Source organism: Actinomycetospora chibensis (genome assembly GCF_028737215.1).
Lineage (GTDB): Bacteria > Actinomycetota > Actinomycetes > Mycobacteriales > Pseudonocardiaceae > Actinomycetospora > Actinomycetospora chibensis.
Genome location: NZ_JAQZAM010000014.1, coordinates 57,982 through 80,043, shown reverse-complemented (window position 1 = coordinate 80,043; position 22,062 = coordinate 57,982). Strand labels below are relative to the sequence as shown.

Genomic DNA, 22,062 nt, shown 5'->3' with positions numbered 1-22,062 from the left:
CGGTTCGTCGGCGTGTCGCGCGGAACAGTCACGGAACAGATCTTGCATTGTCGATCAAGCCTCCGGGTCCAGTAGATCTTGGATGCGGGCGTTGTAGGTGTCGCGCTGGCCGTCGAGGCACTTGGCGTAGGTCGACAGCAGGACCGCCACGGAGTGGCCGGCGCGCTCAGCGACCTCGGTGGGTGGGACGCCGGCGTTGAGCCACGAGGACAGCGCGGCGTGGCGCAGGTCGTACGGGCGGGCCGCGAGCGGTGAGGCCGCCTGGGCGGGGCTGAGCCCGATCTCGCGCGCCTGCTTCCAGACGCGCGTGTAGACGGACTCGCGGATGCGGCCGTCGGTCGTCGCTGCGTGGAAGAGCCGGCCGTCCGGTGCGGTGCCGAAGGCGTCGAGGTGCTCGCGCAGGATCGCGACGAGTGCCGGTGGAATGGGGACGCGGCGGACGTCCTCGCGGCGGCGGCGCTTGAGCGGGCGGCGGTCGGCGTGGCGTGCGCCGTCGTTGTAGTGCTCGCCCGAGACGCCGGTCAGCGACCCGGAGAGGACCAGCTCGCCCCAGCCGGCGGCCGGGAGCTTCGCCTCGGTGTCGCGGAGCTGCTGGGCCTCACCGGGACGCAGGCCGGCGTAGTAGAGGCAGGCGAAGAAACCGCGGAGCCGGCGGCCGCGGTCGGGGCGGTAGCTGGCGCCGACGTAAGTGAGCGCGGCGAGGAGCTGGCGAGCCTGGGCCGGGTTGACGACCACGCGGGGGTCCACACCCTCGGTGGTGCGGGCGGTGCCGACGCGGCGGCCGGTGATCGGGTTGGCGGGCAGGAGACCGATCTCCACGGCGTATCCGGCGACCCGGTGGAGGACGGCGCGGCGCTTGTCCCACGTGCTCGAGGTGACGGAACGGCCGTCCGCGGCCGTCGAGAGCGACTGCAGCAGTGCGCGGGCGGTCAGGGAGTCGTTCAGGTCCTCCACGGGCCGCGAAGCCCGGCGCAGCCACGAGACGGCCGCCCGGTCCTCGGCGTCGGTCGGTTCGTCGCGGCGCGGCGGCGGCAGGAGCCGGGTGCTGAGCAGGCGTTGGAGGTTCTCCTCCGCCGGCGGGTGGTCGAGGTCGGCGACGAACTTCGGGACGATCGCGGCCAGGTTCACCACGACAGCGCGGCGGGTGTTCGGCGGCGCGCTCTTCCACACGTGGTCGACGTAGGCCATGGCCAGCTCGAGGAACGTGCCCGCCTGCCGCTTGCGGGTCATCGACGGCGGCAGCCCGGACGCGACGTCGAACGCTTCCCCGGCGCGGGCGGCACGGACGAGCTCGGACCGGAACGACTCCGCGAGCGCCTTCGTGGCGTAGGACTCGGAGTGTTCCTTTCCGGCGGTGACCCAGCGGACGCCCCACGGCCGGCGCCGGCCCTCGGACTTGCGGAGCTTCCAGAACTGCACCTGGTAGGTGCTCTCGTCGCTCATGCCGCGCCCTCGCGGTGGGCCTCGAGCCAGTCGAGGAGGTCGCCACGACGCACCCGGAGCTGGCCGTTCGGGAGCCGGAAGCAGGGCGGAGCCACCCTCCGCTCGCGCCACTCGTAGAACGTGTGCTTGGACAGCCCGCCAAGCGCCTCGAGCACCTGGGGCACGTTCAGCAGCTCGTCGCGGTCGGGGCGCGGTCCCTTCGTCGTGGACATGGTCAGCTCCTCGGGCTCGTCGTGCGGAGGGGGCGGGCCTGCCGGGCGCGGTGCAGCAGTCCGGCGACGGCGGTGGCGGTCGGGGTGTCGAGACAGGCGACGGCGGTGAGCGCCCGGCGCTCGTCGTGGCCAAGGTCAAGCCCGACGAGAGGCCGGACCAGGGCGTCGACGTTCAAGCCGAACGCGGCAGCGTCCTCGCGGCCGGTCACGGCCGCTGCCCGTCGTTCGGAATGTCGGCGGCACGGTCGGTAGCGGCGCCGAGCTGGTGGGCGAACTCGCCGGCGCTGCTCGACACCGCGGGCCCGAGCGTCGGGAAGGCGGCGAAGAGCAGCACGAGGGTCACGACGCCGGACACGAGTGCGGGCGCGGCCTTGTGGCTCTTGATGAGCAGGGCGGTAACGAGGCCGGCGATGATGACGATCGCGATGAGGTTCACGAGGCGGCCCGCCGTCCGTGGGCCTGGATGCGGTCGACGTACTCGCCGTACTCGCCGAGGTAAGGCACGCGGATGCGCTCGCAGTCGCGGCCGAGCCCCGACAGGTAGGCGATGCCGGCGGCGGCGTTGGCGTGCTCGCGGCCGAGGGGCCGGGCGTCGTCGCCGTGCAGCATGGCGAGGCTGTCGGCGGGGACGCGGAAGGAAATGCGCAGGGCGAACTGGTCGCGGGCGTAGCCGCCGCCCACTGCCGTGGCCTCGAACCGCTGGGCCAGCATTAGCACCCGGAAAGCGGCCTTGCGGCCTTCGGAAAGCAGCCGCAGCACCGCGGAGCGGATGCGGTCCCCGACCGGGACGCCCTCGCCGCGCTTGGGCTTCGGCAGCGCGTCGGCCGCTCGCAGGAGGCCGGGGAACTCCTCGAGCACCACCAGCATGAGCGGGGTGGTTGGGGTGGCCTCGATCTTGTCGCGGCGGGGCGGGATGGTGGCCAGCCGGCGGTCCATCTCGGAGACCAGGTCCTCGAGCAACACCGCGTGCGCAGGGACGTCACCGGTGCCGACGACCTGATGGGGCCGGTGGACGGTGCCGTCCCACGGGCGGCCGAGCAGGAGTCCGGTGATGTCGGAGCCGGTGACGAGGACGTCGGGGGCGGCGGCGACCTGGGAGAGCAGCCCGTAGCAGAGATTGGTCTTGCCGGAGCCGTTCTGGCCCTGGCCCGCGAGGTGGCCGGCGTCGGTGAACGCGTGGCCGAGCGTGATGCCGTCCTCGGTGCGCCCGAGGATCAGCGCCTCGTAGCCGGAGTTGACGGCCAAAGACGGGAGCCCGAACCGGTCACGCAGCGGGTCGTGGTTGAGCACGGTGACCCGGACCCATCGCCCGGCCAACGGCTCGACCCGCAGGCCGTGCCCACCCAGGGAGTGCGCGAGCCGGGGCCCGTTCTCGCGGCTGGTGAAGTCGGCCGGTTCCTGGCCGGCCATCAGCTCCACCGACAGGCTCATGGGCGGACCGCCGTGGACGGCGCCGACGCGTGGGGTGCGGACGGTGACCCCGGCGGCGACGGAAACGTACTGGCACAGCCGCAGGGCGGTGCAGGCCTCGCGGAACTCGGCGGTGACGGCCTGGGCCAGGCGGTGCGCCGCGATCGTCTGGTCGCGTTCGGCGCGGCGGGCGCGCCACCGGCTGATGAAGCCGGGCGGGCGGCGGTGGCCGGTGGTGGGTGGGCGGGTGCGGTCGAGGGTCTTGGTGGTCATGACCGGCTGCTCCGGTGGGTGCGGGCCCGCTGGCGGCGGGCGCGGGAGGGGGAGGCGGCGACCTGAACCTGCGTGACCTCCCAGACCGAGGAGCCGCAGGCGGGGCACCGCTCGAGGGAGAGCTGCACGACCCCGTCGCCGGAGTCGTCGCCGATGGGGGCGGGGGTCCACTGCTCGACGCAGCTGGCGGCGCGGCAGGTCAGGACCAGCTCGTCGAGCAGCGCGGCGGTCCGGACCTGAACGCTGGTGCGAGGCCGGGCGGGGGCGGCCATCAGGCAGCCGCCGTCTCGTCGCTGGTGGCCTTGCGCGCCGGCCGCGTCGAGTCGGTCGCCGCGGCGCTGGCGGGGCGGATGGCGGTCGCCGAGAAGGACACCTCGATGCCCTTGGCGCCGTTGCGGGCCGGGCGTACGCGAGCGGAGAGGTCGTCGAAGGTGACTTCGGTGTAGGGCGCCAGCTCGGGGGCCTCGTGGCTGACGATGCGGACGCCATGCAGTTCGGGGCGTCCGTCGCGGCCGGTGTCGAACAAGCAGTCGTAGATGCGCACCGGGGCGCCGGTGGCCTCGTCGATCAGGGGTTGCCCGCTGGAGCGTCGGCCGTTGGGGCCGTCCTCCCAACGCTCGAGGGTCTGGGCGTGGCCGGTGGCAATGGCCATCATCCGGGCTTCGCTGATGGGGGCATGCAGCTCGTACATGGGTGGTCCTCCTTGGTGGGTGGTCAGGCCGCGTCGGGCGGCCGTTGGATGCGGGTCTCGGTCCCATTGCGGGCGAGGCGGCGCCGCTCCGAGGCAGTCAGGCCGCCCCAGATGCCGTGGTCCTGGCGGGTCTCGATCGCGTAGGACAGGCACTGGCTCCAGACCGGGCAGCGCGCGCAGACGGCTTTGGCGCGGTCGACCTGGGCGGCGATGGTGCGACGGGTGCGGTCCTCGGTGATCGGGAAGAACAGGTCCGGGTCGGCGTCTCGGCACGCCGCACGGTGGGTCCAGGGCTCCATGTCGGCCTCATTGACTAGACAATGCAGACGTTGGAGAGCCTGGTGTGCCACTCCGCTCCACGTCAAGTAGACGGAGCAGATTGCCTAGACAATGTTCGGTAACCGGGCCAAACTGGCGGCATGACCAGCAGAGGCGCCGGGCCGCTCTACCAGCGGATCGCCGACAACCTGCGCGCCCGCATACAGAGCGGGGAGCTGGCCGCCGGCGCCAAGCTGCCCACCGAGGAGTCGCTGACCAAGACTCACGGCGTCACGCGCGCGACCGTGCGCCAGGCCGTGCAGGTCCTGGTCAACGAGGGTCTGGTCGTGTCCGAGCGCCCACGCGGGCACTTCGTACGTCGGATCGAGCGGCTGATCTACCGACCGCAGAAGGAGTGGCGGGAGCGCCCGACGCATCCCGAACTGGACCAGTTCATGGACGAGCAGGTCGAGCTGGGCCGAAAGCCCTCACAGACCATCGCGGTCGAGCTGGCCGCGCCGCCGCCCGACGTCGCCGCCCGCCTCGGGCTCGCCGAGGGCGACACCGTCGTCATCCGCAAGCGCGTGCGCTACCTCGACGGCACCCCGTTCAACACCAACGACTCGTACTTCCCGCTCGAGCTGGTGCAGGGCAGCGAGATCATGCACCCCGCCGACATCGGCCGCGGCGCCAACCAGGTCCTCGCCGAGCTCGGAGCCGAGCAGACCCACGCGGTCGACGAGATCGAGGTCCGCATGCCCACGCCCGACGAGGCCAGCCGCCTCGAAATCGGGCTCGGCGTGCCGGTCGCCATGCACCGCGTCACCGGCTACACCGACAACGGCCGACCCGTCCGCGTCGTGCGCAACGTGCTCCCCGGCGACCGCCACCTCATCGCCTTCGAACGCACCCGGCCCGCCAAGCCACAGAAGGGCGATGAGCAGTGATTGTCCGCAGCGCCGGCCTCGACGACCTCGGCGCCGTGCTCGACCTCTTCCGCGAGGCCTCCCGCTGGCTCGCTGGCAAGGGCATCGATCAGTGGCAGTGGGAACCCCGGGTTAAGCAGGTTCGATCCGACATCGAGCAGGGCAACGTCTTCGTTGGCAAGAACGATTCTGGTCGAATTATCGCCACCGTCACCGTTGACACCTACGCTGACCCGGACTTCTGGGGACCGGACGACGATCCCGACGGCGCCCTCTATGTCCATCGCATGATCGTGGCCCGCGACCACGCCGGTGAAGGAATCGGCGATGAACTCACTCAGTGGGTCGAGCAGTTCGCTGGCGCACTCGGCTACGACTACGTGCGCCTCGACTGCTACCGCTCCAATACGGGACTGCACCGCTACTATAAGGCGCACGGCTGGAGCCACGTCCGAACGATAGACGTACCGTGGCGCCCGTCGGGCGCGCTCTTTCAGCGTCCTACCCCGAGATCATCCATCTGTCCCGCTTGAGGACTGACGTGCTCGCGCGTCCTGGTGGCTGAAGACCCGTACGCCGCCACCAACGTCCCGCGGCCACGGGGGGCCGATCGCCGTGACCTCCTGCGCCCACCGCGCCGAGGGTCGATCCCCGGAGCCACGGTGCACTTGAGTTGGCTGCGCGGCTCCGATCACGACTCCGGCGGGCAGGACCGCTCGGACCGTAGGTCGCCAGTTCCCACCTCAAGATCAAGCTGTGGCGACCGCCACATCTGCCCTAGTTCGGCGGGACGTGGCTCCGGTGCGCCGTGGGTCTGACCAGCACGTTCGCGCGAGACAGTATGCGCCGTACGGGTGATCCGAGCTGCGCACGATCTCGCGCTCCGTAACAGCGGCGGGCGCTGTAGCTATATCAGGTGACGTGCAGCTCGCAACGAGATCGATCTTCGTCTCGCAGGCGAGCCGGTGTACAAGGGTGTACAAGTGGGGGGCCTCGGATTGTCTTCGGTCTGCGTCGCAGTACCTTCCGCGGAACGGCGCGACGACGCCACCGCACGTCGATCAACGCATGTCTTCCCGACACGGCGGTTCCCGTCCGGAGTCGTTGTGGCTCCGACTGCGCTGTTCGTCGTATTGCTGGTAGCCGCGGGAGCGCTAGTTGGCCTTCGCTCAGACGCCGTGGATGCCCAGACGGGTCTTGCCACGGGCGAGGTTGAGCACCCGGGCCTGGCGGCTGGATTGTCCTTGGCCCTAATTGCAGTGTGGGCGTTCAGTGCCCTCTGCATGCTGATCGTGGTACCAATTCGTCGACTGCGGGATGATCTAGAGGCCAGCATCCTCGACGGCCCACGCCTGTTCCGCCGCTCCCTCACCCGCGAGACCGAGCGCCTCGCGGGCACAGTGTGCGTTGGCGGCACAGGCAATCGTCGTACGGTCAGCGCGCTCCATACTCTGTGGTTGGTCGGCCTTGCAGTGGTCGCCTGGCTCGTCACGACATCGATGATGGTCGGAAGCGACCATGGAGCGAGGTTCGCGGTCGCCGAAGAGGGGCAGCGGGCCACCGACGCGGTCGCAGCTTCGGTGCGCCACGAGCTCGAAGGCGGCCTGGCAGGCTTGGGAGCGGTTGCCGCCGAAAACCGCGCGATGGACGACCCTGCGGGCACCACGGAAGAGGCCCTGGCCGCGCGCCCAATCTTCCGTGCAGTCCAGGTGCTCGACTCTGAAGCGCATGCACTCGCATCAGCTGGCAACAGCTCGGCGTCGTTCGCCTCCGCCCCTGGCCCAGGGATCACCATTCTCAACACCAGCGGAGCCGAGCCCGTCCTGGTGGCTGCGAGTCCGCTCGACAGCGGCCGAATCCTGGTCGGCCAGTACGACATTCGGGCGCTCAACGATCGTCTACGAGTCGCCGATTCGCCGATCTCGGTGGTTGACGGCGCGATGCGAACTATTCTAAGCAACGTTGGTTACCAAGCCTTCACCGAGCTCGCAAATCCGGCGTTGAGGGAAGTGGCATCCCAAGCCGCTAGCGGCCACCGCACCTCACCTGTAGCGCCTGAGGCTGAGGGGACGGTTCTCACTGCCCAGCGCATCGGCTTTGAGGATGCCACAGCCCGTTTGGAGTTGGTTGCAGTTGCGGAGCACGATACGGCGGCAATGGTGTTCGCGCACGACGCGACGAGGCGCGCGGCATTCGCTATTTCCAGCGTGGCGGGTGGATTCGCTGTTGTCTTCCTCAGTTGGATCTACATCAGCGCGGTGAGGCCTTTGCGCCGGCTGGGACTACACGCAGAAGGCGTCGCCGCCGTCGCAGCTGGAGGGGTGGCTCCAGAGCCGGTGGCGCCGGAACGGCTCAACGAGTCCGGGGCGATCGCGGCGGCGCTGAACCGACGGCTTGTCGAGGCAGTGCGTGCCAGGACGGCCTCCGCCGACGCTTTCCTGAGCCTCCCCACGGAGGACCCCGCGACGGTCGCGATGCATCGCGTAGACGCCATTCCGACCCAACGGATCAGCCCTCACCCCCTACACCGGCGGTCACGACCCGTAAAACTAGTGGTCGTCGCCCCGCCACGAGGGCGCACCCGAACTGTCCAGGCCGAGGCGAGTCGCTGAGGTGGGCTTTCTATTCACCATCTATGCCATCGGTTGCCTTCTGTTGCTGGTCGCAGGGGTGAACGAGCAACGCCGCCATCTGGCAAATCTTCACAGCATCCCTTCCCGGATCGTGATCAATGGTATCCGCGGCAAGAGCTCGATTACCCGGCTCTGCGCCGGGGCTTTACGGGGTGGCGGGCAGTTGGTTGTGGCAAAGACAACCGGCACGGCCGCTCGTTTCATAAGCCCGGACGGCGAGGACGAGCCCATCTACCGCAAATTCGGGCTCGCTAACATCGTCGAGCAGATTGATATCGTTCGCCGCGCCGCAGCGTACCGACCGGACGCTCTCGTCATCGAGTGCATGGCGGTTCTTCCCGACCTGCAAGAAGTCAACGAGCGAAAGCTCATTCAATCGACGGTGTGCGTGATCTGTAACGTCCGCGAAGACCACCTAACGGAGATGGGCCCAACGCTCGATGATGTCGCCCGCTCTCTTTCGCGCTCGATGCCTATAGGCGGTGTGTGCATAACCGCTGAGCAGGACCGAGTACACATCCTACGCGACGAAGCGGAGCGTCGAGGATGTCGCTTGATTCAAGTTGACCCGGAGTCTGTTTCCAACTCCGAAATCGAGCGCTTCCCGTGGATTACGTTCAAGGAGAACGTCGCTATCGCGATTGCCGTGGCCGCGCTCTCCGGGGTTGATCGCAGTACAGCGCTCGAGGGCATGATCGCCTCCCGTCCCGACCCAGGGACAGTTGCAGTCAGCACCCGCGACGCGTCGGGTCGCACAATTTCCTTTGCCAACATCTTCGCGGCCAACGACCCCGAGTCGACGATGATGAACGTCGAACTGCTCGCCAGTCGAGGATTGATTGGTCGACCGCTCAACGTGGTTATCAATTGTCGACCCGACCGCATCGAGCGCAATGGGCAGATGGGCGAACTAACCGCCCGCCTGAATCCAGACAAGATTATCATTATCGGAGAGCAGACTCGGTCCGCGAGGGCGGCCATTCCAACCGATATTGCGGACCGGGTGGAGGACTTGGGTGGAGCTCTCGACTTCATCGCCTTGATCGACTCGCTGAAGACCGACACGGGCGGCGCAGGCTCTCTCGTCGCGGTTGGCAACATTCACGGGCAGGGCGAGGTCTTGCTCGACCGGCTGCGGGCCCTCCCCGCTGCACCCGCACACACTGCCTACGCCCCGCTCGTACTGTCTCAAGCCCAAAGCTTATCGAGCACCGAATCCCCAGCAGAACCAAAATCGGTAGCGAGAGCTCCCCTTCCGCCAAATCGTCAACAGGGGCGAACCGGGCTTCGCTCTGGCCGTCAGGGCGGGGCCCACCGGATCACTCCCCACCGCCGTTGGAAGTCACCATGGTAAGCGGCGCTCTCTCAGCGCAAGTGGCCACCGTCGCCCTCGCGATCGGCTTAGTCTTCGCTCTAGCCTGTTACCTCACTACCAACTTGTCCCCCGGTGGAATGATTACGCCGGGATGGGTTGCCCTCACTCTTGCTGAGGACACTCGCAAGATTCTTGTGATCGTGGTGGTCACTGGCCTGACATACGCCGCCACTCTGCTGTTGCAGCGTAATGTGATTCTCTACGGCAAGCGTCTTTTCGCTTCTGTCACGATGATTAGCGTCTTGCTCTCTACGACGCTATTCCTGGTAATCCACGAGGACTATCCACTATTGTTCGCAAGCGAGACACTTGGGTTCATCATCCCAGGCCTGGTTGCGTACCAGCTCGTGCGCCAGCCCACCCGCGCCACGATGCTGTGCACAACGGTGGTCAGCGCGGCGAGCTACGGGGTGCTGGCAGTGGGAGTCCTTCTGGGCTTCGTCCCCACGCTCTGACCCCAATTGGGAAGGATCATCCGCAATGCGACGTATGCGCGTGGTTGGCGGGCCGCCCAGGGGTGGTGGCGTACTTATTCTCGTCGTCGGTGTGGTTGGCCTTTTGATCGGGATCGCGGCTGGGCCAGCGATGAAACTACTCCCGGGCCTCACCCGCTGGGAGACGCCCGTTGTTCTGCCGTCGAGCGATCCTGCTGGCTTCCAATTCTCGCGGCTGCACAACCCTGACCGCACCGAGGTCATCGACCGACAGGGCATCGCGGTGGCAACCTTCACCGACGGGGCACGCACTGTCACGATGGCCGGGCCGTTAAGGACGATCTCCGAGCCTCGCTCTACCAGCGCTACTGTTGAGACAAGCATCTGGGTCCGAGTAGCGCCGGAGCCTTGGCATGCGGGGCGTGAGCAGGAGCCGTGGGTAAGGCAATGGCTCTCGACTGCGTTGGCTGACTCCAGCCCAGATGTACTCGCGATCGCCACTGAGTACACCGAGGAGGCGTCAGATCAGTGGGCCCAGGATGGCGTGCGCTTCGCCGGTAATGCCAATTTCGGGCCGGAGCTGGACAACGGGAAGCGGGACATCGGCGCCGATTTCTACGACTATCTCGGGCACTCCTGGCGCTTCCCAGACGGCGTCGAGAAACACCCCAATGCGGAACAGGCGGGCGCCCTAGACTGCTCGGGCTACCTCCGAATGGTCTACGGGTATCGGTCGGGCTACCCATTGTCCAGCCGTGACGAAGGCATCGGCTTGCCGCGCCGGGCCGACACGATGGCCCGCTCTGGCCCCGGAACTGTCATCATCTCCGACCGCGGTGCCCGACCCACTGACTTTAGCGCGCTCAGGGCAGGTGACCTCTTGTTCTTCACCACCGACGACGACCCAGATATTGACCACTCTGCGATCTACCTGGGTCGCGACAGCGACGACCGCCACCGGTTCATCTCCAGCCGCGGTGGCGCCAACGGGCCCACTATGGGCGATTTTGGTGGCGCCTCTGTGCTTCAAGGCGACGGTTTCTTCGCCGAACGCTTGCGGGCCGTGCGCCGCATCTAGTGATTCCAGGTGTCGTGCGGTGTCGATCGGCGAGCGGTGAGCCAGTGGTCGGCGACGAGCGGCGAGAGCATCACCACTCGAACGGGAGGCGTGGCAAATTGGCCGGGGAGAATTCTCGACGGCGGTCGGCACATTTGGCGCTGTTGTTCGCGGTGGTAATCGCGGTCGCTGTGTCTTCCTGTACTAGCCCGGTCGCTCCGGACTCACGCCTGCTGTCGGGTCCGATCGTCGGCCAGGTCGTCGACCTCAATGGCGCGCCTGTCCCCGACGCGTCCGTCACGGCTGGCCAAAGCAACACGCGAAGCGACCTTCGCGGTTACTTCTCTGTGGTGGGGGAACCGGGTGGGAGCTGGGTTTCCGTGTCCAGGGCGGGTTTCCTCAGCAGGACGCGTGCCGGCACTGCGGGTGACCCTCTGTTAGTGCGGCTGACCCCTGATGACGGCGAGACGGTGGCGCTGCAATTCGGTGGGGACGTTATGATGGGACGTCGATTCTTCGATAACAATGAGGACGGCAGGCTGAATGACTCGGTGATCAGCAACCCCTCGGACCTCAACGAGCACACCGGTCTCTTGAGCTCGGTTGCACCCTTACTGCGCGACGCCGACGTGACATCGGTGAACGTCGAGAGTCCGGTCACTGACGAGCCGTATATCGATCCCCGAGGGCCACGGCCGGCCCGTGTGCACCCGACCAAAGAATTCGTCTTCGCGAGTGGTCCAGCGCTGCCGCCTGCGCTGGCTGGCGCCGGCGTGGATGTGGTCGGTTTAGCGAACAACCACCAGTACGACTTCCTCGAGGATGGAGTGCGGTCGACGGTAGAGAGCTTCGCGGCTGCCGGGTTCGGGCCTGGGCTTGGCCAGTTCGGGCTGGGCAACACGGTCGACGCGGCCTACACGCCAGCAGTGATCCCGGTGAAGGGCGCGCGGATCGCGTTCCTGGGCTGCACGACGATTACCGGAGCCGAGCACTCCATCTCCTATGTGGCGGGTCCGGCCAAGGGCGGAGCGGCGCCATGCGAGCCGAATCGAGTGCGCGACTCGATTGCGGCTGCCAAGGCTTCGGGCGCAGTGGTTGTCTTTTCGGTGCACGGAGGGTTCGAGTACGGCCGGGAACCGGCGGACCAGGTGCGGTCACTCACGACGATTGCGCGAGCGGCGGGCGCGACGCTGGTCGTGAACGCTCACCCGCACGTCGTCGGCGGGCTCGACTGGGACGGGGGTGCCCTGACAGCCTGGTCGCTCGGCAACCTGGTCTTCGATCAGACCGTCTGGCCCACGTTCCAGAGTTACGTTCTGAACGTTCACGTGCGCCGTGGCCAGATCGTCCGTGCTTTTCTTGAGCCGATCATGGTGGAACGCTACGTTGCGCACGGGCTGCGTTCGGACCTCGCCAACTACGTGAACAGAACTGCGGCAGGGTTGAGTCGCGGCCCCTTCCTCTTGGAGGACGGCGCTCTCGAGCTTCAGGTTGCCGGGCGTGAACGAGTACCGGCCCGACGCTCAGTGATGGTTCCGGCTTCTCCGGCCGGGACCATTGCGGAGGTCGGTGACGGTTGGGCGCTGCGCGGCGCGAATCCGCGAACGGTCGAGCCAGGAACCGATCTGCTGTGGACTGGGGATTTTGAGAATAGTGTGCTTGGATCGGGCCCGGGCGCGCTTTGGACCCATGGTCCGGACAATGCAGTCGTTCATGACCCGGCGCCGGGACGCGGCCTCGTCTACCAGCTGCGTCGTGACGGCAATGACGCGGAACCGGTCGTGGGTACGACAATCCACCGGGCCCTTCTGGCCAACCCTGGGTCGGAGCAGTTACTTCGTCAGAACAGGGACGAGGACGATGCCGGCACGGGAGCGGTTCGGCCGGGGCCTCGCCCTGTGGCGCAAGCGCAGGTATCGATGGAAGGGATGGTGCGACTTGCGCCCGGCGCTCGACTGGAAGTGCAGCTCTCCTGGTTCTCCGATACTCGGGGGCCGTCTAGTTCACAGACCGTACGGGTGATCGAGGGGGGCCGCGAAGGTATGGATTGGCATTCCATTAGGATTGATGCCATTACGCCGCCAGATGCAGTCGCGGTGGGCGTTTTCCTGCGCTTGTCTCCCCCTACCGCGAGCCCAGGCGAGCCGTCACCGCCGCGAGATGTGTCCGCTGGGCTCGATGCACTGCGGCTCGTCGAATGGTCGCCGCCCGGCTCGTCAGCGCTTGCGAAGGCCACCCACGTTCGTACCGTTGCCGGCGGGCAGGTCGAGTTGGAGCGCTCGGGCACCGCAGCCGAGCCCTTTCTCCCTCCGCTAGCGGCCCGCCCCGTTGAGAGCCCATGACGAAGGAGGCCCGCTTGAAGTCGACAGACAGGCCCTACGATTAGTCGGTCCGGCCTGGTCCCGGGACTGACATAGCTCGGTGTATCGAAGGTCGCGTTCCTCAAGCCATTGACGGGCGCCAGCTACGCCACGTGTCTCGGCGACTTCGAGTAGGTCGACCTCTCGACGCCCAGCACTGAGCCAGTTCCACGTATCGGCAATCAGACCGAGCCGTGCATCCGCTTCCTGGTCCTCTTCGGCGATCTCCGCGTCGGTAGCTTCGCGATCGAGGCGGGCTAGGGCGCGGAGGTCCCGTTGACCACGAGACCAGGTGAGCTGGCGTCGGCCGTCGGAGGCTTCCTCCCATTCCCACCAGCGGGCGAGGTCGTCGGCGCGGTAGGTGTCGACGGCGTCCGCCAGGAGCTGCATCGGCGTGCGGCCGCCACGAGCGCGGCCGTCCTTCTGGCTGGCGCCGGTGACCTCGTGGGCCATCTTGGTGAAGTAGTCGGCCAGGTCGCCCTCGCCGAGTTGGGCCTTGCGCAGGTCCCATCCGTGTTCGTCGGAGGCGTCGAAGCCCTTGCGCTCCAGGGCGCGGAGCCAGCGTCCGAAGATGCGCGCGCCGATGCCGGCGGCGACTAGCTCGGCGGAGACGTCGTCTGCGAAGCACAGCAGGGCGTGAACGTGAACGTGCCAACCGTTGGCGCCGTCGGTGACCTCCACGACCCGCGCCCAACCGAGCAAGCCGCCGAACAGGGCGGAGTCCTTGACCCAGGTCGACCCGGAGGTGACCGCGGCCCAGGCGTAGCCCAGGACGTCCCAGGAGCCCTCGCGAGCCTTGATCCCGGCGAGTTCGATTTCCTCCGCCTCGGCGGCGCGCTCGTCGACGTCCCACCCGTTGGCCTCGGCCACCTCCCGATCTGCGCGGCGCTCCTCGAGCAGGTCCCGCCTACGGCGCTCAGTGGTCGAGAGTCCGAGGCGGTCGCCGCGGCCATGGCGCATCGTGAGGGTGAGCATGAAGGCGCTTCCGCCCCGCTCGTGGACCGCGCGCATCACCGTGGCGAGGTCGTCGGCGCGGCAGGTGGCGATCTTGACCGCGCACACCGGGCAGGTCCACACCGAGCCGCAGTGCTTGAGCCCGCCATACGCGGCCGAGCGGGTGCCGTCCCTGTTCGTGATCACCCCCAGCGTCGGGCACACATCAGGGCCGCCGATCTTGTGGCCGCACTGCTGCACCCGCTTCAACCCCGAGATCGGGCGAAGCTGACGACGACGGGCCCAGCGGTCGCGGCGACGACTCCGAGAGCGCTCCTGGCGCTCCCGCTCGGCGGACTCGGGGCCTTTGCCCGCACCACCAACACGCCCAGGACCGCGGCGGTCGGGGGTGTGGTCCTCGCGGCGGCGGCGCCCGCGTCGAAGAGCTGTTGCCCCTTTACCGAGACCCGCCCCGCTCACCGGGCACCACCAGCGGTCAAGGCCGGCGCTGGCGCGCCGGCAGTGGCCGGCCCTTCCGGGCCGGCCACGCTCTCACTCCTGACTTCGTCCCGTGCCGCGCGGCCGGCCCCCGGGCCAGCCACCACGGCAGCGGCAGCAGCGACCTGGACCACGGTGGGAGCCGGCAGCGGGGCAGGCCTCCGGCGGCCAGGCGCTCCGCCCTGGACCAGGACACCGACCTCAGGAGAGCCCCCACCAGCAACCGAGCCAGCGGCAAGGCAGGGGTGGTGGTCGGGACGGGGCCTCACCCACGACGACGCGCCCGAGGGCTGCCAGACCGTTCGCACAGCCGCAAGCGCCACCAGGGCAGTCACGCGCCGGCCATCGACGACAGGGGCGCTTGCACCCGCACGAGCGGCCCGGCAGGGCAGAGCCCGCGCCGCCGAGGGAGAGACCCCGAGGACGAATCCTGCGACGGGAGGTAACGGCCGGTGCTCCTCTGACCACCAGCAGAAGTCGTGCGTTCCGGATTCTTCGGGACACTTCTCCGTCGATTGAGACTGCGGCATTCTGGCCTTCTCGTATCGAAGCGGGAGCCCGAGGTGAGAGGCATGAGCGCAGGCCCGACCGACGACAAGGCCACGTGCATCCGGTCCATGGAGATCATGAGCACCGGCACGCTCGAGGACTTCGCCGAGGTCTACACCGCGGATGCACTCGACCGTGAAGCAGACGAGTACCCGCCTCTCCGCGGCCCTGAGGGCCTGCATCGGTCCGCCGAGCGGCTGAGGGGTGCCTTCTCCGACATGCGGTGGGAGGTCCACGAGGCGGTGCAGGACGGCGCCCTGGTCGTCCTCCACACGACCATGACCGGGCACCAGACCGGGACCCTGACGGCCTACGGGCCGGACGGTGCGGTCAGTGCGGTCTTCCCGTCGCGGGGTCGATCGTTCTCGGCCACGCAGACGCATTGGTTCCGCATGGAGGGCGGGAAGATCGCGGAGCACTGGGCAAACCGGGACGACATGACGATGGGCCGTGAGCTCGGTTGGCTTCCGCCGACACCCGGCTATATCGTCAAGATGGTCCTGGCCCGACGGCAGGCGCAGCGGGAAGCGAAGGCTTGAGGGTTGAAGCCGCAGCCGGTAACCGGCGTTGGCCGCCGCTGATCCGTGCGGGCCGCGGAACCACCACGGAACACCTCGACGCCGATGATCGCCGGAGACGTACGTCTCCGCAGGTGAGGTGGCTCCTCTGACTCGCGGCGTCAGGTACTCAAGAAGGATCTCCGCAAGCCCTACTGGGAGAACGCCGAGGGGCGTCACATCGGCTGAGCAGGTCCTGTCCGTGCCGCGTCCCACTCCGGCTGTGCAGCGAAACACGTGTCTCTGATCGCGTCCGCTGAACCGATTTATCGGTGCCCAGCCGGTTTCCGCGCGAGGAGGGCAGGACACCCCGTGTGCAACGGGTCACGGCGACTTCTTCGGGGGATTCGCCGCGTGACCGTTCCGGAAGGCCGGTCTCGCTCCTGTCCGCTGGGGAGCCGATCAGGAGCGAGACCGGCCCTCTACCTCTCTTTCCTCTCCCTCATCCCCGCCCGGCGCCGCTCGCGATGCGCGGCCACATGGGCGCGGTTCCCGCAGAGCTCCGGCATGCAGTATCGCCGTCGACCGGCACGGCTGGTGTCGACGAAGACCCCCGAGCAGGTCGGCGACGCGCAGTCGCGGAAGCGATCGGCGTCGAGCACCCGCACCACGCCCAGCAGGCCGACCCCGGCCAGGAGTGCGAGCCGCTCGGCCAGCGTGGCGTCCGGTCGTGGCGCGACCGACCACCGCCACCGCCCGCCGTCGTCGCGCGTGAGCGACGGCGGTCCGCCCGCCCGGGCGACCAGCGCCCCGGCGAGCGCCGCCACGTCGGCCTGGCCGTCCGGTCGCTCGCCCGCCTCGATCGCCTCGCGCACGGGCGCGCGCAGCGCCCGCACCGCCTCGAGGTCGTCGACCGTCGGCTCGTGGTCCGTCGCGACGCCGTGCTCGACGAGGAACCGGGTCAACGCGGGGACGCCGTCGAGCTGGTCCTCGCCGTGCCAGACCCCGGGCGCGGTGTTGACCAGCTCCGTCGCCAGGGTCGCGCCGCTCACGTAGTCGTCGAGATCGACCCGCACCCTGCACCTCCTCCGCGTCACGTAATCGGTGAAGCGAGGTTATACCCCTGAGGGTTGGGCGACCGCCGATCGACCGCCCGGGGTACTGCGACGCCTCGTGCGCCTCGGGGCGCGTCGTCCCGCCGGGCGCCGGGTACAGCAGCGTCGTGACGGTTGAGAACACAGGCGTCGCGCTCGCCCGGCAAGCCACCGAGGCGCTCCGGCACCTCGACGACCACGGGCGGACGCTGCGACCGGACGGTACGGACCACTTCACCTGGTCCGCGGACGTGCTCGACGAGCTCGCCCGCCTGGCGGAGGTGCTGGGCCGCGCGGTGGAGCGGGTCTCGGGTGAGGACGCCCCGGACGCCGAGTCCCACGCCCAGGCGCTGGCAACCGCGATCGTGGCGCACCGGAACTCCCTGCTGCGACACGGGAGATCCGATCGCCCTTTCCTCCCTGGCGATGACCACACACCTCCCCCGGACATCGCCCTCGGACACCGCGGGGACCGCCGGCTCGACCTCGTCGGCTGAAGGACCGTTCACCGGGGGTGGCATAACGCACCCTTGAGAACGGCAATCCGGTCGTAACATGGGGTGGTCGGCCGCGCCCCCCTCGGCCGACCATGGTTCCGGGAGCGCATCCCCCCGCGCTCCCGGAACCCCCTACCTCACCGCTCGGCGACGTGCTCCAGCACGAGATCCGCGAGCCGGTCCGGCGCCTCGTCCGGAATCCAGTGGCTGACGCCGGAGAACACCTCGAGGCGGTAAGGCCCGCGCATCCACGCGGCGTTGCCCTCGACGGCCGCCCGTGAGACCGCGGTGTCGCCGTCGCTCCACACCATCAGCGCCGGGGCCTCGACGGGGATCGGCAGGCCGGGGTGCTCCCAGAGCGGCGTCGCGCGGTACCAGTTGACGCCCCCGGCCACGGCCGCGCGCAGACCGCCCCGGGACGCGAGTGCGGCCTCGTCCCGCCGGGCCCGCTCCGCCGTCTGACCGGTCCGTCGCAACACCCGGGGCAGGGCGCCGGGGCGGCTCAGGAACCGCTCCGGCAGCCCGGGGAGCTGGAAGACGTACGTGTACCAGGACAGCGCGACCTGCCTGCTCGACCGCATCGCCCGCAGGAACGCGGCGGGGTGCGGGACGGACACCCCGGTCACGGTGCGCACCCGCTCGGGGTGCAGCGCGGCGAGCGCCCAGGCCACGATCGCTCCCCAGTCGTGCCCGACGACGTGCACCGGTCCGCCGCCCGCCGCGTCGACGAGGGCGACGGCGTCGGCGGCCAGCTCCTCGACGCGGTAGGCGCGGCGCCCCGCGGGCCGGGCGCCCGGCGAGTACCCGCGCTGGTCGGGGGCGAGGACGCGGTAACCGGCGTCGGCGAGGCGGCGGGCCACGGGCTCCCAGCTCGCCGCGGTCTGGGGGAAGCCGTGGAGCAGCAGCACCGGGGTGCCGTCCGCCGGACCGTGCTCGATGACGTCGAAGCGCAGGCCGTCGCGCGTGAAGGAGTCCACGGTCCTGGATGGTGCCGCGCCGGCGCCGTCACGTCGATCTTGCGCGACCTCGCGACACTCCGTCGAAGGAGGACCCTCGGGTGGGGCGCTCGCGTTACGGTCGGTGCTCGTCGCATCCGACCGGAGATGCGGCGTGGAGCCGGTGTGCACGGGAGCGGCAGGGACAGATGTCTTCAGGCTTGAGGCGGTTCCTGATCGTGGTGGTCGTGGCCGTCCTGCTCTACTTCGTGATCGCCCAACCCGTGGGCGCGGCCGACGTCGTCCAGTCGATCCTGACGATCATCGGCAACGCGCTGGCGTCGATCGCGACGTTCTTCGAGTCGTTGTTCTAGTCCGGCTCTAGGCGGCGAACTCGCCCGCCGCGTACCGCTCGCGCAGGCGGTGCTTGACGAGCTTGCCCGTCGGCGTGCGTGGCAGGTCGTCGGTGAAGACCAGCCGCCGGGGCGTCTTGTAGCGCGCGATGCGACCGCGCACGTGCTCGAGGAGTTCCTCGGCGAGCGCCTCGGTGGGCTCGGTGCCGGGGGCGGGCTGGACGACGGCGAACACCGACTCGCCCATCTCGTCGTCCGGCACGCCGATCACCGCGACGTCGTAGACCGCGTCGTGCAGGGTCAGGACGTCCTCGATCTCCTGCGGGTAGATGTTCACGCCGCCCGAGATGATCATGAAGCTCTTGCGGTCGGTGAGGAAGAGGAAGCCGGCCTCGTCGACGTAGCCCAGGTCGCCCGTGGTCGTCCACGTCTCGTGCTCGGGGTGCTGGGCGCCGCGGGTCTTGTCCGGGTCGTTGTGGTAGGCGAAGGGGACGCGGTCGCGCTCGAAGTAGACGGTGCCGACCTCGTGCGGGGCGAGCTCGCGGCCCTCGTCGTCGCAGACGTGGATCGTGCCCAGGCCCGCCACCCCGACCGAGCCGGGCCGCTCGAGCCACTGCTGCGGGTTGATGAACGTGATCCCGTTGGCCTCGGACGAGCTGTAGTACTCGTAGAGCACCGGGCCCCACCAGTCGAGCATGGCCTGCTTGACCTCGACGGGACACGGCGCGGCGGCGTGGATCGCCACGCGCAGACTCGAGACGTCGTAGCGCTGCTTCGTCTCGTCGGGCAGCTTGAGCATCCGCACGAACATCGTCGGCACCCACTGGCTGTGGGTGACCCGGTAGCGCTCGATCGCGGCGAGGGCCTGCTCCGGGTCGAACCGGTGCATCATCACGACGGTGCCGCCGGTGGACTGGATCGTGGCCCCGAAGCGCAGCGGCGCCGCGTGGTACACCGGCGCAGGCGAGAGGTAGACGGTGTCCTCGTCGAAGCCGTACATCGGCTTGAACACCGCGATGTAGAGGTCGCCGGGCTCGTCGATCTGACGTTCGACGAGATTCGGCTTGATCCCCTTCGGTCGACCGGTGGTGCCCGAGCTGTAGAGCATGTCGCCGCCGCGGGGCTGGTCGGCGAGCGGCTCGGGACTCTGCGGGCCGACGACCTCGTCGTAGTCCCGGTGCCCGGCGACCGTGCCGCCGAAGGCGAGGCGCAGCGTCACGCCGGGGGTCGCGTCGACGATCGCCCGGGCGAGCTCCTCCTTCGCCGCGGACACCACCAGGGCGCGGGCCCCGCAGTCGTCGACGATGTAGGCGGCCTCGTCGGGGGAGAGGTGGTGGTTGACGGCGGTGACGAGCAGGCCGGCGCGCTGGGCGGCCCAGTAGACCTCGAACACCCGCGGGTGATTGTCGCTGAGCAGTGCGACGACGTCGCCGCGCTGCAGCCCGTGGTCGAGCAGCGTGCGCGCCAGGCGCACCGAGCCGTCCTCGAGCTCGCGGTAGGTCAGCCCCTCGCCGGTCTCGGCCATGATCACCGCGGGGCGGTCGGGGTGGGTGGCGGCGAAGGTGCCGGGATACATCGTCGTCTCCTCAGCGATCACGAGACCGGGGGTCGGCGGGCCGTAGAGTAGATTACGGTGTGCTCGGAGGGGAACCGAGCGTTCGCGTCGAGGTGGGGGGACCGGGAGCCATGCCGACCGCCACCCCGCAGGCCTACTTCGAGGTGTCCCTGCGGCTGCTCGCCCGCGAGGGCCGCAACGGGCTGCGCATCGGGCGCCTGTGCGCTGCGCTCGGGGTCACCAGCGGGTCCTTCTACCACCACTTCGGAAGCTGGGAGGGCTTCGTCGCCGCGCTGCTCGAGCACTGGGAGCGCGAGGAGACCGCCCGTCTCGTCGAGCTCGTCAACGCCTCCGACGACGCCCTCGAGCGCGTCACGCGCATGAAGTACCTGGCCCTCACCGTGCCCCACGAGGCCGAGACCGCGATCCGGGCCTGGGCGACGGTCGACCCCACCGTCGACGCCGCGCAGCGGGCGGTGGACCGCGGCCGGGTGCGCGCGCTCGGCGACGTGCTCGCGCCGGTGATCACCGACGACGCGGTCCGCGAGCGGCTCGCCTCCCTCGGGGTGGCGGTGCTCGCCGGCCACCAGCAGATCGCGGGCGTCACCCCGGTCGAGCTGTCCTCGCTGCTCGACGAGTTCGAGCTGGTCGTGCGCGCGCACGCCGACGGCGTCTGGGATCCCGTCGCCACTCCGGTCGCACCCTGGCGGGCGGACGCGCGCGAGGACCGGTGATCGACGCGGATTTCCTGGCCCTATCGGCGTGCTGTGTTGGAGTGCCAGCGTGGCCGCAGGGCTGGCACCGCAGGTGCGTCAGTCGGCGTAGCGCGGCGCGCGTCCCTGGCTGAAGGCGGTGACGGCCTCGGTGAGGTCGTCGGAGATCAGCGCCGAGGCGTTCCACGTCGCGATCTGATCGAGGCCGTCGGCCACGGAGTGGTCGCGGGCGTAGGTGATCGCGTGCTTGGTGCCGCGCATCGCGAGCGGGGACTTCGCGGCGAGGGCCCGGGCGATCTCCTGGACGTGGGCGACGAGGCCCTCGGGGTCGTCGGCCTCCACGCAGGCGTTGACCAGACCCATGGTCTCGGCCTCGGGGCCGCGGACGTCGCGGCAGGTGTAGGCCATCTCGCGCGCCCGGCCCTCGCCGACGATGCGGGGCAGGCGCTGCAGGACGCCGACGTCGGCGGCGAGGCCCATGTCGACCTCCTTGAGCGAGAACTTCGTGCGCGGGGTCGCGTAGCGCAGGTCGCAGGCGACGGCGAGGTCGAGGCCGGCCCCGACGCAGACGCCCTGGATCGCGGCGAGGACGGGGACCCGGCAGCGCTCGACGGTCGTCAGGACGTCCTGGAGATCGAGGATCAGACGGCGCAGCGCCTCGCGGGCCCGGCCGGGGTCGGCGCCGTCGGGGGCCATGCCCTGGATCTCGGCGAGCATCGAGAGGTCGATGCCTGCGCAGAAGTGCTTTCCGGCACCGGCGAGGACGACGACGCGCACGCCGGGGTCGGCGTCGAGCGCGGTGAAGGTGTCGCGCAGCTCGCGCCACAGCGTGCGGTCGAGCGCGTTCGCGGCCTCGGGGCGCTCGAGGCGCACCGTCGCGACGCCGCCGTCGTGCGTGACCGACAGTGCAGTGGGGGTGGCCGGCGCGTCCAGGTCGAGCGTGCTCACGTCCGTGTTCCCTTCGCCGGGGTCCAGGTGGGGGCTTTCCTGACGTCGAACGCCAGCATGGCCCCCAGGCTGACACGAGGCTGGCACCCTGCCCGTGCTGACGTGGAGTGATCAGTCGGTGACGCAGGTCTCGCGCCGTAGCATCACGCACGTTATGGTGCGCCGGATGCGGGCTCGTCGCGAGCTCCGTCGCCGAGGACGCCGACCCGGGGAGGGCCACCCCAATGAAGATCAACGTCGACTGGGACAAGTGCACCGGCATGGGGATGTGCGAGTCCCTGGCGCCCGACGTGTTCGAGGTGGACGACGACGGCTCGCTCATCCTGCACGCCGAGGAGGTGCCCGACGGGCAGGAGGACGAGGTCCGCGAGGCCGTCGCCGCCTGCCCGACCGAGGCGCTCTCGCTCGAGTCCTGAGC

General features: G+C 69.4%; 25 protein-coding genes and 1 pseudogene. 13 read left to right on the top strand and 13 right to left on the bottom strand.

Annotated elements, in window-relative coordinates; all coding sequences use genetic code 11:
* Positions 1–54: 54 nt before the first annotated feature.
* Genes PH189_RS21300 through PH189_RS21265 form a run of 8 tightly spaced genes read right to left on the bottom strand, consistent with a single transcriptional unit; the run spans position 55 to position 4,328 of the window.
* A complete protein-coding gene (locus PH189_RS21300) occupies positions 55–1,443 on the bottom strand; it encodes a tyrosine-type recombinase/integrase (RefSeq protein WP_274190830.1) in 1,389 nt (462 codons plus the stop codon).
* Entirely contained in the window at positions 1,440–1,655 is a 216-nt protein-coding gene (locus PH189_RS21295) for a helix-turn-helix transcriptional regulator (RefSeq protein WP_274190829.1), read from the bottom strand. Before PH189_RS21295 ends, PH189_RS21300 begins: the two co-directional genes overlap by 4 nt.
* Positions 1,656–1,657: 2 nt before the next feature.
* The gene (locus PH189_RS21290) at positions 1,658–1,864 is read right to left on the bottom strand and encodes a hypothetical protein (protein WP_274190828.1); all 207 of its coding nucleotides are present in this window, start codon (positions 1,862–1,864) and stop codon (positions 1,658–1,660) included.
* Positions 1,861–2,091: a hypothetical protein gene (locus PH189_RS21285; protein WP_274190827.1), complete on the bottom strand. Its 231-nt coding sequence runs from the start codon at positions 2,089–2,091 to the stop codon at positions 1,861–1,863. The genes PH189_RS21290 and PH189_RS21285 overlap by 4 nt, the downstream gene beginning before the upstream one ends.
* Positions 2,088–3,338, bottom strand: coding sequence for a hypothetical protein (locus PH189_RS21280; protein ID WP_274190826.1), 1,251 nt, complete (start codon positions 3,336–3,338; stop codon positions 2,088–2,090). Before PH189_RS21280 ends, PH189_RS21285 begins: the two co-directional genes overlap by 4 nt.
* Complete coding sequence (locus PH189_RS21275; protein WP_274190825.1) at positions 3,335–3,610, bottom strand: hypothetical protein; 276 nt, start codon at positions 3,608–3,610, stop codon at positions 3,335–3,337. The genes PH189_RS21280 and PH189_RS21275 overlap by 4 nt, the downstream gene beginning before the upstream one ends.
* Positions 3,610–4,029 (bottom strand): hypothetical protein, encoded by a 420-nt coding sequence (locus tag PH189_RS21270; RefSeq protein ID WP_274190824.1) that lies wholly within the window; start codon positions 4,027–4,029, stop codon positions 3,610–3,612. Before PH189_RS21270 ends, PH189_RS21275 begins: the two co-directional genes overlap by 1 nt.
* A gap of 23 nt (positions 4,030–4,052) precedes the next feature.
* Positions 4,053–4,328, bottom strand: a complete 276-nt coding sequence (locus PH189_RS21265; protein ID WP_274190823.1) for a WhiB family transcriptional regulator — start codon at positions 4,326–4,328, stop codon at positions 4,053–4,055.
* 120 nt (positions 4,329–4,448) lie between these two features.
* On the opposite strand from PH189_RS21265, the gene PH189_RS21260 reads away from it, so the two are divergent.
* The 8 genes and pseudogenes from PH189_RS21260 (at position 4,449) to PH189_RS21230 (ending at position 13,054) form a co-directional block, all read left to right on the top strand.
* Positions 4,449–5,234 carry a GntR family transcriptional regulator gene (locus tag PH189_RS21260; RefSeq protein WP_274190822.1) on the top strand — a complete coding sequence of 262 codons (786 nt, stop codon included), beginning with the start codon at positions 4,449–4,451 and terminating at the stop codon, positions 5,232–5,234.
* Positions 5,231–5,746, top strand: a complete 516-nt coding sequence (locus tag PH189_RS21255) for a GNAT family N-acetyltransferase (RefSeq protein ID WP_274190821.1) — start codon at positions 5,231–5,233, stop codon at positions 5,744–5,746. Before PH189_RS21260 ends, PH189_RS21255 begins: the two co-directional genes overlap by 4 nt.
* A gap of 645 nt (positions 5,747–6,391) precedes the next feature.
* Complete coding sequence (locus PH189_RS21250) at positions 6,392–7,825, top strand: hypothetical protein (RefSeq protein WP_274190820.1); 1,434 nt, start codon at positions 6,392–6,394, stop codon at positions 7,823–7,825.
* A gap of 1 nt (position 7,826) precedes the next feature.
* The gene (gene pgsB, locus PH189_RS21245; RefSeq protein WP_274190819.1) at positions 7,827–9,200 is read left to right on the top strand and encodes a poly-gamma-glutamate synthase PgsB; all 1,374 of its coding nucleotides are present in this window, start codon (positions 7,827–7,829) and stop codon (positions 9,198–9,200) included.
* Positions 9,201–9,220: 20 nt separating this feature from the next.
* Positions 9,221–9,676 carry a poly-gamma-glutamate biosynthesis protein PgsC/CapC gene (locus PH189_RS21240; protein WP_274190818.1) on the top strand — a complete coding sequence of 152 codons (456 nt, stop codon included), beginning with the start codon at positions 9,221–9,223 and terminating at the stop codon, positions 9,674–9,676.
* 25 nt (positions 9,677–9,701) lie between these two features.
* Positions 9,702–10,733, top strand: coding sequence for a C40 family peptidase (locus PH189_RS21235; RefSeq protein WP_274190817.1), 1,032 nt, complete (start codon positions 9,702–9,704; stop codon positions 10,731–10,733).
* Positions 10,733–11,125 (top strand): annotated as a pseudogene (locus PH189_RS30535) (carboxypeptidase-like regulatory domain-containing protein); the annotation flags it as partial. The gene PH189_RS21235 and the pseudogene PH189_RS30535, both read left to right, overlap by 1 nt.
* A gap of 27 nt (positions 11,126–11,152) precedes the next feature.
* Entirely contained in the window at positions 11,153–13,054 is a 1,902-nt protein-coding gene (locus PH189_RS21230; RefSeq protein WP_274190816.1) for a CapA family protein, read from the top strand.
* On the opposite strand, the gene PH189_RS21225 is transcribed toward PH189_RS21230, so the two are convergent.
* Entirely contained in the window at positions 13,025–14,275 is a 1,251-nt protein-coding gene (locus PH189_RS21225) for a hypothetical protein (RefSeq protein WP_274190815.1), read from the bottom strand. The genes PH189_RS21230 and PH189_RS21225 overlap by 30 nt on opposite strands.
* 800 nt (positions 14,276–15,075) lie before the next feature.
* Here PH189_RS21225 and PH189_RS21220 point away from each other — a divergent pair.
* Complete coding sequence (locus tag PH189_RS21220; RefSeq protein WP_378014984.1) at positions 15,076–15,591, top strand: ester cyclase; 516 nt, start codon at positions 15,076–15,078, stop codon at positions 15,589–15,591.
* A 440-nt stretch (positions 15,592–16,031) separates the two neighbouring features.
* On the opposite strand, the gene PH189_RS21215 is transcribed toward PH189_RS21220, so the two are convergent.
* Positions 16,032–16,625 (bottom strand): CGNR zinc finger domain-containing protein, encoded by a 594-nt coding sequence (locus tag PH189_RS21215; protein WP_274190813.1) that lies wholly within the window; start codon positions 16,623–16,625, stop codon positions 16,032–16,034.
* 146 nt (positions 16,626–16,771) lie between these two features.
* Here PH189_RS21215 and PH189_RS21210 point away from each other — a divergent pair, with 146 nt between their 5' ends.
* Positions 16,772–17,140, top strand: coding sequence for a hypothetical protein (locus tag PH189_RS21210; RefSeq protein ID WP_274190812.1), 369 nt, complete (start codon positions 16,772–16,774; stop codon positions 17,138–17,140).
* A 137-nt stretch (positions 17,141–17,277) separates the two neighbouring features.
* Here PH189_RS21210 and PH189_RS21205 read toward each other — a convergent pair whose 3' ends face one another.
* Positions 17,278–18,117, bottom strand: coding sequence for an alpha/beta fold hydrolase (locus PH189_RS21205; RefSeq protein WP_274190811.1), 840 nt, complete (start codon positions 18,115–18,117; stop codon positions 17,278–17,280).
* Positions 18,118–18,296: 179 nt separating this feature from the next.
* Here PH189_RS21205 and PH189_RS21200 point away from each other — a divergent pair, with 179 nt between their 5' ends.
* A complete protein-coding gene (locus tag PH189_RS21200; protein ID WP_274190810.1) occupies positions 18,297–18,449 on the top strand; it encodes a hypothetical protein in 153 nt (50 codons plus the stop codon).
* 7 nt (positions 18,450–18,456) lie between these two features.
* Here the strand turns inward: PH189_RS21200 and PH189_RS21195 are convergent, their stop codons facing one another.
* Positions 18,457–20,004, bottom strand: coding sequence for an acyl-CoA synthetase (locus tag PH189_RS21195; protein ID WP_274190809.1), 1,548 nt, complete (start codon positions 20,002–20,004; stop codon positions 18,457–18,459).
* A gap of 110 nt (positions 20,005–20,114) precedes the next feature.
* On the opposite strand from PH189_RS21195, the gene PH189_RS21190 reads away from it, so the two are divergent.
* Complete coding sequence (locus PH189_RS21190) at positions 20,115–20,717, top strand: TetR/AcrR family transcriptional regulator (protein WP_274190808.1); 603 nt, start codon at positions 20,115–20,117, stop codon at positions 20,715–20,717.
* Between the two features lie 78 nt (positions 20,718–20,795).
* On the opposite strand, the gene PH189_RS21185 is transcribed toward PH189_RS21190, so the two are convergent.
* Positions 20,796–21,644 carry a crotonase/enoyl-CoA hydratase family protein gene (locus PH189_RS21185; RefSeq protein ID WP_274190807.1) on the bottom strand — a complete coding sequence of 283 codons (849 nt, stop codon included), beginning with the start codon at positions 21,642–21,644 and terminating at the stop codon, positions 20,796–20,798.
* A gap of 224 nt (positions 21,645–21,868) precedes the next feature.
* On the opposite strand from PH189_RS21185, the gene PH189_RS21180 reads away from it, so the two are divergent.
* Complete coding sequence (locus PH189_RS21180; protein ID WP_274190806.1) at positions 21,869–22,060, top strand: ferredoxin; 192 nt, start codon at positions 21,869–21,871, stop codon at positions 22,058–22,060.
* Positions 22,061–22,062: the final 2 nt, after the last annotated feature.